This is a genomic window from Trichormus sp. NMC-1 (assembly GCF_001858025.1).
Lineage (GTDB): Bacteria > Cyanobacteriota > Cyanobacteriia > Cyanobacteriales > Nostocaceae > Anabaena.
Genome location: NZ_LZQD01000001.1, coordinates 1,259,583 through 1,272,429 on the forward strand (window position 1 = coordinate 1,259,583; position 12,847 = coordinate 1,272,429).

Genomic DNA, 12,847 nt, shown 5'->3' on the forward strand with positions numbered 1-12,847 from the left:
CAGCCGCCACAGCGAGTCTTGATGCTCCGTTGCAACATTGGCAAGATGGTAGTAACATCCTCGCCAGAGATTGGATTGCAGAACTATACCAAAAAGTTTGGGGAATAGCTAAACAACAAGGCTTCGGCTGTTTCCTTTCCCCCTTGCAAAAAATCCTCCGCGAAGGCAATGAAGCCCAACAGTGGTTACAGTTACACAAAGTCGGTGTAGACTCTCAACAAGTCATTACCCAAGCAATTATTGCCACCCAAGAACGGGAACTGGAACTAGAAAACAAGTTGTGTTCTTCTCTATTGGCTTAATTTCTCAGGGAACAGGGAACAGGGAACAGGGAACAGGGAACAGGGAACAAGAAAAAGATTAAATATTCTTTCCCATCTCCGCGTCTCCGCGTCTCCCCATCTCCGCGTCTCCCCATCACCCCATCACCCCATCACCCCAATCCCCATTTTCTTCGTTTTAAAAATTTAATCCCTGGTGATTTTTTCTGGGCTATTAACAAAACCTATCGGTTATCTATCTCTATCTATCGGTAGATTTTCTAGCTACGCTACAGTATTCTATAGAATTATTAACTTTTCGTGACCATGCCTCAGGTAGTTCTAGTTAACCCACAAATTCCTCCCAATACAGGCAATATTGCCCGTACTTGCGCCGCTACAGGCACAGAGTTACATTTAGTAGGACCCTTAGGATTTGAAATTAGCGATCGCTACCTCAAAAGAGCCGGTTTAGATTACTGGCCTTATGTCAAACTCCACTATCATGAATCCCTAGAAGCATTCCAAATCATCCATCACCAGCGTGGAGGCAGATTGTTAGGTTTTAGCGTTCGTGGCAGCGTTAACTATACCCAGTTCCAATTTCAAGCCGATGATTGGCTGCTATTTGGTAGTGAAACCCAAGGCTTACCACCACTTGTTCTCTCAACCTGTGACTCCATTCTCCACATTCCCATGACTGAACCTGGAGTTCGTAGTTTGAATTTATCCGTAAGTGTAGCAATCAGTTTGTTTGAATCCCGCCGTCAGTTAGGCTATTTACAATAATTAATACTTTTTTAAGTATAAAAACGGTTTTATTCCCCAAGCCAAAAGTGCTTAAAAGTAATACAGTGCGTGAATTTACTTAAAATTCTTGTTACTTAAACTAAAATTTCTACAACCTATCAACTTATATAAAAAAATGCCATTGAGTTTGGCATGGCTAATATAAGAAATTTGTATATTAGCTTTGAGTCTTTACCAATTGTCAATGATAGATTTTAGTAAATTAAGATTATTTCTATATGAGAGATAAAATCGTCAAAAACCTTGACTGGAGAGAATCTTGGCTATTTGTATCCGGTGACACAATCATCTGATTCCTATCTGAGTGCGAATTTGTACGGTTGTTTTTTAGGGAATAAACGACGTAAAGTCTCGTGTTGATAAGACTGATTGGATAAAAAAATCTAGAAAATATCTACAGCAGGATAATCGTCTTTCCAGAAATCACCGCAGAACAACCCCTAACAGCGCTCGTGGACTCAGCAAATATCATATTTGTCTAGTCCCCGCTTTAAGAGCAAAATCAGCAAGATAACTGTCAAGAACGAACATTTCTGGTTTTATGAGGAGTGGTAACAAACAAATCAGCACACAAATTTTAAGGTTTACTAACAAGTATGAACTTGTCTAAATCAGAGAAGCAGGTTAATCTTGCCTAAGTATCTCTGATGAATGTGATCTTGATATATCGTTTGATGTGATCTCAATCATTGATTAATATCCAACTTGAAAAATCAAGGTCAGTTAAGCGAAGCGTGATCATTAGGAGGTCGTCTTTGAAACGAGCATTGAAAAAGAGAGTAAAGGCTGTGTTGAACAATACCCCTAACAGTGATGATGCCCCGGTAGGGCATTTAAATGAGGTTAACCCCAAACAAACCCGCCGGACGCGAACCCAAGCCGCTATGATTGGCTTGGCAATCTCAATGGGCGCAACCAGCCTTTTGGTGACTCGACAAAGCGATCAAGCCCAAGCCGCGGCTCCTGTTGGCAGTCAAAAAGCAGCCTCAACGATTCCGGCTGCTTCTGGGGCTGAGGTAAAGTTTGTAGCCACAAAGCTGGAGTCCCAAGCCGTCTCATCAGCGAGCGTGCCTGAAAATCCTGTCATCGTGGAACCAACAGCAGTTTCGCAAGTGCCTGGGCTTGAAGCTAAATGGCCAATTGCAGTCAAAGAAATGGCTGTCAAAATTCCGGTCTCAGAAACTGAAAAAAATGCTATCTACTTACAACCACAAATAGCATCGGAATTGAGAAATAACTCAGTTCAATCCACATTACCAACAGCTAATCAGCTACCTGAGACAACACAACAATTTTCTCCCAATCAAATTGTTGTTGGCAGTCAACCTACAGCCGTAACTGTAGAAACAGCAAGCACAATCAGCAATGATGTGAATGTCCAACTGAAAGCGCAGCAAGAGTTCGCTCTCAATCGCTTACAGGAAAAATCGAACCGTTTAAGAAATAGTCTGGCGGAGTTGCGGTCTGAGGAGACCAACAATTTATCAAAATCTGGTATTGAACAGGCACAGCCAACAAAAGTAGCTGATCAAACGGTAGCAGTACAGTCACAAGATTTGACTAACCCCAGCCAAGTCAGCCTGGTATCCAGGCTCAAACAGGACAAAGATACAAGTGAGCCAGTGCAGAAGGTCATGACACCTGCACCTGCCGCACCTACAGTTGTTGCTCAATTACCTCTCTTCACCTACGAGGTTAAACCAGGAGATACATTAGCCGAAATCGCTACCAATTACGGTACTTCAGTCTCAGAACTAATCAAAGCTAATAATCTCAACGATCCCAATGAACTGCAAATCAGTCAAAAACTGATTATTCCTGCTGTTAGCGGGGAGCGTAGCCGTTTCAACCAGCCTACTGTAGCAATTCAGCCTAATTTTGTCCAGCCTAGCAGTATGCCCACAGTTGCTAGTTCTCCTGTGAGTAAGCCTAAATTAGATACCAATCTTACTGTAGGTTCACAATCACCAGTATTTGCAAACAAGAACAGCGTTGCTATTCCCATTCCCGTAGTTGAGGATAATCAGCTTCAGGCAAACACCCCTGCAATTACCAACAGTATTACCATCCCCGTGCCAGCGGCTAGGGAGAATCAGCTTCAAATTCAAACTCCAGAGACTGACCCTACTCCTTCTACATCTTATGGTATCGGTGGTGATATTCCCATAGGCAATCGTGTTACGAGAACTCAAACAGGGCAAAAACCATCCCAAAAGGTAGCTAGGGCTAAAGGTAATGAGCGTCTCACCAGTTTACAAGCCGAAATAGAGAGACTACGCGAAAAATACCGCGCTCAACAATCTGGTAGATCTCAAGAGTCTAGTGTAATTGTGCCAACAGTCAGGGAAACTGATAATACAGCCCGCTCGATTGCTGTGCAGAGAACCAAGAATTTCGCCACTGAATCCGTTAATTCCCAACGAAATTCCGTGGCGATTCCTGTACCTCAACCGATATTACCGAGTTACAGCGAAAAACCTGTTAAGCCTCTATTCCGTGCTACTCGTCCCACTAACGAGCCAATTAACCCGGAATTTCTGAAAAATCAAACAGCAGCCCCAGCATATTCCCATCGCAATTCCGCTGGTATTAGGTTAACAGTCCCCCCCGCAGGTGTTACTGCTACTGACTCTTTAGGTAAATTGCGAGGAACTCGCGTGTCTCCCGCCTTGCCACCTTTGGCATCTGTGGATATATACTTACCTAGATCTGTTGATCCAAATACTAATCCCCCATCTACTTCTTCCTCATCTTATATCTGGCCAGCCAAGGGCGTTCTTACCTCTGGTTATGGCTGGCGCTGGGGTAGAATGCACAGGGGTATTGATATTGCTAACGGCGTTGGTACACCAATCTACGCATCTGCTCCTGGTGTAGTGGAAAAAGCCGGGTGGAATAACGGTGGTTTTGGCATTTTAGTTGAAATCCGCCATCATGATGGCAGCATGACCCGCTATGCTCACAACAGCCGAGTTTTAGTACAAGTAGGTCAAGAAGTGGAACAAGGACAGACAATTGCTGCTATGGGTAGCACTGGCTTTAGCACTGGTCCCCACACCCATTTTGAAGTTCATCCAGCAGGTAAAGGAGCAGTTAACCCCATTGCTTTCCTGCCATCACGGACACAGGCACGCCTGTAAATACTTTTCTGTCTGTTAACTCAGTAATTGCCTTGAGTAATTGCCTTGTTTGTTGGAGGGAGTTTGACTCCCTCTTTTATTTTGGAAAAAAAATTTGTTTTGGGAATTGCGATCGCTAAATTTGTATGCTATCTTAATAGAAGTTGATAAAAAAACACGGCTCAGTAGCTCAGTTGGTTAGAGTACGGGACTCATAAGCCTGGGGTCGTCAGTTCAAATCTGACCTGAGCCATTTAACACATATAATATTTGTCAGCATAGCAGCCGATGGTCAAACTTTCAGGACTATACGGCTTTTGCATTAAATATCTTACTTTTACAATTCGGCTAAATATTCGACAGGGCGATGTTCCTCCAAAAAAGTTTGAAAAAAGGTTGTTATCAACAGGCTTAATTGATTGTTGATACCTACGGTAATCTACAGGAACAGACTCTTATTAGACCCCAACTGTAGCCAGCCCAGGTGAACACAAGCTACTTTTTTTCTTCTGTTTCTCGCAGTTGTTTCTCTGTCCGTGCGTAGGGGTTTGTCTTCGGTCTCCAAGAAGGAAACAAGCCAATAAAAAATTTGTTCATGGCTAGGCGCGTATGAGTGCTGGCTTGCCCTAATGAACCAGGAAACACTTTATCTCCTCCTGCCACAAACAGCAAACAGCCAATGAGTATCAAAGGCATATAGCGTTTCATCTTTAAATTCCCTCATGCGAAAGCTTTCTAAAAGCTAACAACCGATACTCTTTTACTTATTTTAATAATATAAAATAATAAGTTACTCGTCAATATTCAGTATGGTAACGAAATACTCGCAAATGCTAATTGATATAGATATTTTTAATTATACAAAATTAGGACTTACGCACTATACAAATTAGACATCATCTGTATTAACGGGAATTAGTTATTTCCGGCATATTAGTAGGGTGCGTCAGATGGCAAAATTTTGTTAACTGTGGGCAAATTATCCGGTCTGACGCACCAGAGAAGAGATAAAATCCATAATTCATATTTGATCAACTTTGTCAATGCGTAAGTCCTAAAAATATACATTTTAGATTTTAGCTACCTAGGAACAGCAAAATTTGTTTGATGATCACTAAAGTACCAGAAAATGCTGCCTAGTATTTCTACTTACTGACTCATGGGAATTTCAATCCAAAACTCAGAACCATTCCCAGGTTCAGAAGAACACTTAATTTGACCACCGTGTTTTTCTACAATAATTTGATAGCTGACAGATAATCCTAAACCAGTACCTTGTCCAGGCTCCTTAGTAGTAAAGAAAGGCTCAAAAATGCGCGATTCCATACCTTTAGGAATGCCACAACCATTATCAGCAATACGAATCACAACAGAATTTTTATTTGTCACTTCAGTAGAAATCCAAATTTGAGGATTGTCAGTTAATTTTCCCGATGCTAATGATTGTTCTATTCCCCAAATAGCGTTATTAATAACATTCATAAACACTTGATTCATCTGGGCTGCATAGCAGAATACCGGAGGCAAATTATCATATTTCTTAACTACCTCAATAGCTGCAAAATTAGTCTGTGGTTGCAGACGATTTTGTAAAATTAAAAGCGTGCTATCGATGCCTTCATGCAAATTAATTGGTTTCTTTTCAGCTTCATCAAGGCGAGAAAAAGTTCGTAAAGAAAGTACTAATTGACGAATACGATCTGCTCCGCTCATCATGGAACTGAGAATTTTAGGCAAATCATCAGCGATAAAATCTAAATCTACATCTGCTACTTGGTTTTGAATTTCTTCTATAGGCTGAGGATAGTTTTTCTGATAAAGGCGCAGCAATGTTAATAAATCTTCGGTGTGGTTATTAACGTAGGGTATATTACCGTAAATAAAACTAATTGGGTTATTAATTTCATGCGCGACTCCAGCAACTAACTGCCCTAAGCCAGCCATTTTTTCACTCTGAATTAACTGACTCTGAGTTTGCTGTAATTCCTTGAGAGTTTGGGTAATTTCTTCTTTTTGACGTTGTGTCCGTTCGAGTAATTCAGCTTGCTGGAGTCCTACTCCCAATTGAGAGCCAATTTGCACCAGCAAATCTACTTCATCTTCTTGCCAATCACGAGGTTCAGTATTTTGATAAGCTGCCAATAATCCCCAGAGTTGCTCTCCCTGAAAAATTGGCACAATCATATATGCTCTCGCTTCTTTAGGTGTAATTAGGGCAAGATGACGGTTAAAATCAGTTATGTTAGAGGTATCTTTAACGACAATAATTTTACCATTAGCATATTCTCCTCCTTGGTTTTTTTGGAGAAAATCATCGGTAATTACAGGCACAAGTTGCCAGATTGGTGTCCAACCATAAGCTAAGGATTCCGCTACAAATTCGCCACTTCCATCAGGCTGAAAGCGGTAAATTGTCACTCTGTCAACTTCTAATAGCCGTAGGACTTCTTGAGTACTAGTAGCAAAAATAGTATTCAGATCAAGAGATTGACGAATTTTCTCCACTGTTGCCGCTAAAGCTTTTTCCCTTTCTGCCGCTTTCCGTTCGCGTTCGGCAGCTTTAGCCAATTTTTCGGCTTGAATTTGCACTTGTTGTAAAGACTCAGCTTGCTGTAATGCTACACCTAATTGCACACCAACTTGTGCCAGCAAATTAATTTCTTCATCTTGCCAATAACGGGGTTGAGAGTTTTGATAAGCTACTAATAATCCCCACAACTTTTCACCTTGGGAAATAGGAACAAAAACTTCATTTCGCGCATACTTTCCGGCTTGTGTTCCTTGTAAAACAACACCTTCATTCACCGGTTGAGGCTTAATGATTGGTGTCCAGTCATCTAAAATGGAATCAGCTACAAATTCCCCACTCCAATCAGGATAAAAGCGATAAATTGCCACTCTTTCTACTTCTAATAGTCCTCTAACTTCTTGAGTAGTGGTTTTAAAGATGGTGTCAATATCCAGAGACTGACGAATTTTATCAACAGTATTCACTAATGCTCTTTGCCGTTCTGCTGCTTTGCTAATTTCTGCGGCTTGTTTTTGCATTTTCTGCAAATATTCGGCTTGCTGCAAAGCTACACCCAATTGTGAACTAACTTGGGTGAGTAAGTAGACTTCATCTTCTTGCCAATCGCGGGTTCCTGTGTTTTGATAAACTGCCAACAAACCCCAAATTTTATGATTATAAAGAATAGCAACAATTATATAAGCTCTTGCTTGATAACTTTCTAAAACTTTGATGTAACAATCGCTAAATCCGGCATTATAAATATCATTACAAACACGGTATACTTCACCTTTAGCAAAGCGACCACCTCCTGTATCTTGTAGGTAGGTATCGGTGAGAGGTTCCACTAATTCTTTTAATTTACATTCGCTGATGTTGTCACCTAACTCTGGTCGTTGTAACTGTTCTTGCATGAGTGTAACCCAACCTTGAGTTACAGATTCAAACACGAATTCACCACTCCAATCAGGATTGAAGCGATAAATAGCGGCGCGATCGCTATTCAGTAGTTGTCTAAGTTCTTCGGTGGTGGTGCGGAAAATGCTTTCTAAATCTAGGGACTGGCGAATTTTTTCGATAGTTCTAGCTATGGTTTTTTGCCATTCTGCTGCTTTTTCTCTAGCTTTCGCTTGTGCAAGTTGAGCAGATTGTAGTTTCATTTGTTCTATGTAATCTGCTTGCTGTAAAGCAACTCCCAAATGTTCGGCAATTAATTGTACAAATTCAATTTCTGATGCTTCCCATTGTCGAGACCCACTACAATGATGAATACACAGCAATCCCCATAAATCCTTGCATTTAATCAAGGGGACAGCTATATTTGCACGGACTTGAAATTTTTCCAACATCTGAAGATGGCAATCAGTGGTATTATCTTCACAAATGTCAAATATTGCCCTGATTTTCTCTTCCTGAGAGATATCAGCAAAATTTACTGCAAAGCAGCAATCTCTGAGTTTGGTAGCTAATGCTGGAACCCATTCTGTTCCTACATCCTCGTAGATAAATTCCCCTTCCCATGCCGAGTTAGGATTAAACCGAAACACCCCTACCCGATCTGTATTGAGCAACTGACGTACTTCGGTAACTGTGATTTTAAAGATAGTTTCTATATCTAGAGATTCACGAATGTGGGCTATTACTCTAGACAAAGCTTTTTGTTTTTCTCCTTGATCCAGGGAAAATTTCATATCTAGCTGATATTCTGTTTGGGAAGTTGGTTTTATCAGTTCCATGATCAAAAAATTCTCCATTTCCCACAAGATTCCTAATATAGTCCACTATCTTCTATCTTCTCTAAGGTAACAATAAATGTTGGTATCTGTTAACTGTATAAGTAACTTGGCACAATTAAATATAAAACCTCTCTCCAAACCTCTCCCCTACCAGGGGAGAGGCTTTGACTCCCCCTTCCCTAGTAGGGAAGGGGGCTGGGGGGTTAGGTTTATATTATATTTTTTAACGCCCACTTACTTACAAGTATTCGTGCAAAATAAATTGCATATTTACATATTTAGGGGAGGGAATAGGGAATAGGGAACAGTAAAGGAATACAGAGATTTTTATTTTTTGGCAAAATGTATAATTAACTTGGCTGAAGTACTTATATAGTATAGGGACACGATATGATCGCATCCCTACCGAAATATTTATGACAGCAGAAAACAGCGCTCTATAGGCTGCAATAGAATCATCTTCGCTTGGCAGTGCTGCGTCGGAGTTCGCGTGTTTCGTCTTCTCGACGACGGCGATCGCGCCAATCAGCGAGTGTTAAATAAACGACACCGCCTGTAACTGATACTAGCAGCACTACGGCAACCAAAGCCAAAATACTCAGGAATGGATTTTCCACGATTCCTCTATAGTCCGTTGCGTCCCCAAACTACCATTGAAATCGACCAAGTGAACACAACTAACAGTGATACCCAACCCAGTGTCAAAATCATAGTTCCACTTTTCAAATAATTACAAAACGTCTCTAATACTTATCATACCGGGAAAAGGCAGTTGATTTGTTAACTATATTTCGAGGAACTTGCTAAGTTTATGGAACTAATGGCAGAACGCGTAGAATCGGTAAAAGCAGGCATTATCGGCGGTTTATCTGTGGGAGTAGCTTTTCTCTTTATCAGTGTTATAAATAGTTTTGTGCTGGCTAAGTACTTTCCCATACTGATTCTGGATAAATCTAATTTAGTTAATTTACAATTTTTACTAAGTAGCGCCATAGCTGGCTTCTCTGGTTTGCTATTTGGTATTACATATCGCTATATTATCCGCACCGATACAAATCCTCACCTTAATACTGGTGGTATCTTTGCTTTTGGCTTGGTGCGGGGATTAACTCAGATAGAAGTGGGCTGGAATTATACTGGCACGATTCTGCCTTTTTTGACATTATCGGGAGAAAGTATATTATCCTTTGCTGTTGCTGCTTTTGTTCTAGATACTGCTATCGTACTTGGGTGGCTTAAACCTTTTTCTTCAACTTAAAGTTTTTACCATACAGCAGGAGTCAGGAGTCAGGAGTTAGGAGTCAGGAGTTAGGAGTCAGAGTAAAACTGGCGAATGTGTATAAGTTTCAATCTAGATTCTGTACCTCATTGATCTGCAATCTGCTGTAACTATAAATTCACTAATTACTTTTGAATTTTGAATTTTGAATTTTGAATTATTTATGAATGACTATTTTCTCATCATTGATCTTGAAGCTACTTGTTGTAATGAACGTAGCATTCCCCGTCACGAAATGGAAATTATCGAAATTGGGGCGGTAATGTTGAATAGAAAAACTTGGGAAATTGATTCTGAGTTCCAACAATTTATTCAACCTGTAAGAAATCCTCAACTTACAGCTTTTTGTACAGAATTAACTAGTATTTCTCAGGAACAAGTTGACGCAGCACCCCAGTTCCCAGAGGTGATGTCAAAATTAACAGAATGGATGAATTCATTTCCTAATTATATCTTCTGTTCTTGGGGTAATTACGACAAATCGCAATTTTTACAAGATTGTAAATTTCATCATGTTCCTTATCTGTTTGGTTCTGAACACAGAAATATCAAAAATGAATTTTCAGAATATTTAGGTGTATCTCATAAGTTTGGTATGGCACAAGCCCTTAAACATTTAAACATGGAATTACAAGGTACACATCACAGGGGTATTGATGATGCTAGGAATATTGCCGCTATTTACAGATATATGCACACTACTAAAAGTCTCTGGAAATAATCATTAGTGCTGATAGGGGGACGCGGAGACGCGGGGACACGGAGATAGAGAGACACGGAGAGAAATAACCGAATTACGAATTATTTTAAAAGGCGTTGTTTTGAATAATAGATAGAGGAACTGTAGCGAAATATTCTCGCTGAAATTGTTCTTCTTTGACGGCAGATAAAAATTTCTTCATAGCATTATCAACAAGAGTTTCGGAAGCGTTATTAGTATTCCAGGTAATTTGGAAATTACGATCTTGACGTTGAATTGTAAACCCTAAATATTTTAAAGCTTTAAATCCTAAATGTAATGTTTGGTCGCTGATACTCAGTTTTTCTAAAAGTTGTATGCGGGTAACTGGTTGATTTGTGCGGCTGAGGTATTTAGCAATTCCTACCAGATTCAGCCAAACTTCCCTAGGTGGTGGGTTTTGGGGTTTCGGCCAAGCGATAACTAATTGTTGTTGATTATAAACCGACTTTCTCAACCATGCACGCAAATCATCCCAATTAGTGGGACAATCTTTAATAATCAGCGCTGAGTTTTTATTACTTAGTTCTGAATACTCTTGATTTCGCCAGTCTAAAATAATTGCTGAGTTTTGAGTTTTCAGTTCTGAATCAACACAGGAACGTACAGCAATTAATCTAATTTCATAGCGTTTTTTATAGCTGTTGTAATCTATTTCGGCAATACAATCACACTTACCTATAGGTAAATCGTCTTTATAATGTCCCCACCAAATACCAGGAAAAGGACTGTTACTCGAATCATCCCGAATCTCGAACTCGGCTTTAATATATTGTATTTTATTACCTTTAAAATCTTCCTGATTGCGATGCCAAGAATTTTCAAACCAACAGTCTTTAATTAATAGTTTAGGAATTGGATTTCCCATTCCACATGGTTCTAAAACTTTGAGTTCTAAAAATAAATCTTTTCCCAAATCTGCAACAGTTACTACTAAATCTGCTTGGACTGTGGGTACGAGATTTGTTCCTCCTAAAGATTGTCGTAATTTTTGATTAATTGCATCTGTAAATAAAGGAATATTCTCAACTAACAAACTCAAACCTGCTGCAAAAGGATGTCCACCAAAACGATGTAATAAATGTGCTTGTTCTTTAACTAATTGATATAAATCAACAGAATTAATCGAACGTGCTGAACCACGGGCTAAAAGTGCTGAGTTGTCAGAAGTTTCTGAGTCAGAAAGAGAGTTTTCTGTACTTAACAAAATTGTCGGGTGGCCTGTTTCCTGTGCTATTTGTCCAGCAACTAAACCCAATACACCTACAGCCCATTGTGGATCTTCTAAAACAATGACATTGGTAGTTGATAAATCCAATTGGGTCAGTTTTTTTGCTACTTGGGCTTGGACATCTTTTTGTAAAGACTTACGGCGAGAATTGGCTAATTCTGTTTCTTCTGCTAATTGATGACAGCGTTTAATATCTCGACTAGTTAGTAATTCTACACAGAAACTAGCGTCACCATGAATGCGACTAACAGCGTTGATTCTTGGTCCCAAACCGAAGGAGATATCTGTGGGGCGATCGCCATTTTTCTGGCATAATTCTAATAATTTTCCTACTCCTGGTCGTCGTTTTTCTGTAACTGTTTTTTTATGATCTGTGTGTAATTGTTGAATTCCCAATTGCGCTAAATAACGACAGTCACCAGTCAATTGTACCAAATCTGCAATTAAACCTATCGCTACTAAATCTAATAAATCAGTTAATGGATATTGGGGTACATCTGGCAAAGTTTCATATAATGCTTCCACCAATTTATAAGCTACCGCAACTCCAGAAAGATGAAATAACTGATGTTCTTTGGGTAAATAACGCGGGTTAATAATGGCAATAACTGGAGGACGTTCAGGGGGTAAAGTATGATGGTCTGTAACGATGACATCTATACCTAATTGCTGTGCATAAATAATTTCTGCAATATTTGTGCTACCTGTGTCACAAGTGACAATTAATTTACAACCTTGTTGAGCTAAATTATCAATTCCTAATTGATTTAGTCCGTGGGATTCTTTTAAGCGGTTGGGAATGTAATAAGTTAATTGTCTATCTTGTTCAAAAAACTGTCCTAAACCATCCCACAATATAGCAGTTGAGGTAATACCGTCAGCATCAAAATCTCCCCAAATGGCTACTTTTTCAGAAGATTGTGCCGCTTTTTTTAACCGGTTTACCGCTAAAGACATTTCTTGTCCAAATTCAAAGGGACTAGCTGGTTGATAAGTTTGATAGTTTACAAATGCGGCTAGTTGTAATTCAGTTTGTATACCTCGTTGCCAAAGTAATTGGGCGGCAAAAATTCCACTAGATAGGGATGTATGATGTTTAACTGTCTGGATAAACCATTCAGGAGGTTGTTCAGTTGTTGTCAGAATCCATTGCATTTTATCAAT

9 protein-coding genes, 1 tRNA gene and 1 pseudogene are annotated in these 12,847 nt (G+C 39.7%); 6 read left to right on the forward strand and 5 right to left on the reverse strand.

Annotation, left to right across the window (positions count from 1 at the left end; translation table 11 throughout):
- From A9Y75_RS05665 to A9Y75_RS05680, 4 genes and pseudogenes are all read left to right on the forward strand, one after another.
- A pseudogene (locus A9Y75_RS05665) lies at positions 1–302 on the forward strand (putative glutamate--cysteine ligase); the annotation flags it as partial.
- A gap of 285 nt (positions 303–587) precedes the next feature.
- Entirely contained in the window at positions 588–1,049 is a 462-nt protein-coding gene (locus A9Y75_RS05670) for a tRNA (cytidine(34)-2'-O)-methyltransferase (RefSeq protein ID WP_071188544.1), read from the forward strand.
- Between the two features lie 809 nt (positions 1,050–1,858).
- The gene (locus tag A9Y75_RS05675) at positions 1,859–4,210 is read left to right on the forward strand and encodes a peptidoglycan DD-metalloendopeptidase family protein (protein WP_083389518.1); all 2,352 of its coding nucleotides are present in this window, start codon (positions 1,859–1,861) and stop codon (positions 4,208–4,210) included.
- A 158-nt stretch (positions 4,211–4,368) separates the two neighbouring features.
- Positions 4,369–4,442 (forward strand) — tRNA-Met (locus A9Y75_RS05680).
- 242 nt (positions 4,443–4,684) lie between these two features.
- Here A9Y75_RS05680 and A9Y75_RS05685 read toward each other — a convergent pair.
- From A9Y75_RS05685 to petN, 4 genes are all read right to left on the reverse strand, one after another.
- Complete coding sequence (locus A9Y75_RS05685; protein ID WP_071188546.1) at positions 4,685–4,897, reverse strand: hypothetical protein; 213 nt, start codon at positions 4,895–4,897, stop codon at positions 4,685–4,687.
- 441 nt (positions 4,898–5,338) lie between these two features.
- Positions 5,339–8,434 (reverse strand): GAF domain-containing protein, encoded by a 3,096-nt coding sequence (locus tag A9Y75_RS05690; RefSeq protein ID WP_236721334.1) that lies wholly within the window; start codon positions 8,432–8,434, stop codon positions 5,339–5,341.
- Between the two features lie 455 nt (positions 8,435–8,889).
- A complete protein-coding gene (locus A9Y75_RS28280) occupies positions 8,890–9,051 on the reverse strand; it encodes a hypothetical protein (protein WP_016951251.1) in 162 nt (53 codons plus the stop codon).
- Between the two features lie 7 nt (positions 9,052–9,058).
- A complete protein-coding gene (gene petN / locus A9Y75_RS26210) occupies positions 9,059–9,145 on the reverse strand; it encodes a cytochrome b6-f complex subunit PetN (protein ID WP_013189847.1) in 87 nt (28 codons plus the stop codon).
- Between the two features lie 100 nt (positions 9,146–9,245).
- Between petN and A9Y75_RS05695 the strand changes: the two genes are divergently transcribed.
- Positions 9,246–9,692: a hypothetical protein gene (locus tag A9Y75_RS05695; RefSeq protein ID WP_071188548.1), complete on the forward strand. Its 447-nt coding sequence runs from the start codon at positions 9,246–9,248 to the stop codon at positions 9,690–9,692.
- Positions 9,693–9,876: 184 nt separating this feature from the next.
- Positions 9,877–10,434, forward strand: coding sequence for a 3'-5' exonuclease (locus A9Y75_RS05700; protein ID WP_071188549.1), 558 nt, complete (start codon positions 9,877–9,879; stop codon positions 10,432–10,434).
- Between the two features lie 85 nt (positions 10,435–10,519).
- Here A9Y75_RS05700 and recJ read toward each other — a convergent pair whose 3' ends face one another.
- Positions 10,520–12,838, reverse strand: coding sequence for a single-stranded-DNA-specific exonuclease RecJ (gene recJ, locus A9Y75_RS05705; RefSeq protein WP_071188550.1), 2,319 nt, complete (start codon positions 12,836–12,838; stop codon positions 10,520–10,522).
- Positions 12,839–12,847: the final 9 nt, after the last annotated feature.

What these genes read in the sequence shown, in the direction of transcription:
- A9Y75_RS05670 (WP_071188544.1), top strand. Translation starts at nt 588, where the DNA reads ATGCCTCAGGTAGTTCTAGTTAACCCACAAATTCCTCCCAATACAGGC.
- A9Y75_RS05685 (WP_071188546.1), bottom strand. Translation starts at nt 4,897, where the DNA reads ATGAAACGCTATATGCCTTTGATACTCATTGGCTGTTTGCTGTTTGTG.
- A9Y75_RS05690 (WP_236721334.1), bottom strand. Translation starts at nt 8,434, where the DNA reads ATGGAACTGATAAAACCAACTTCCCAAACAGAATATCAGCTAGATATG.
- petN (WP_013189847.1), bottom strand. Translation starts at nt 9,145, where the DNA reads ATGATTTTGACACTGGGTTGGGTATCACTGTTAGTTGTGTTCACTTGG.
- A9Y75_RS05695 (WP_071188548.1), top strand. Translation starts at nt 9,246, where the DNA reads ATGGAACTAATGGCAGAACGCGTAGAATCGGTAAAAGCAGGCATTATC.
- A9Y75_RS05700 (WP_071188549.1), top strand. Translation starts at nt 9,877, where the DNA reads ATGAATGACTATTTTCTCATCATTGATCTTGAAGCTACTTGTTGTAAT.
- recJ (WP_071188550.1), bottom strand. Translation starts at nt 12,838, where the DNA reads ATGCAATGGATTCTGACAACAACTGAACAACCTCCTGAATGGTTTATC.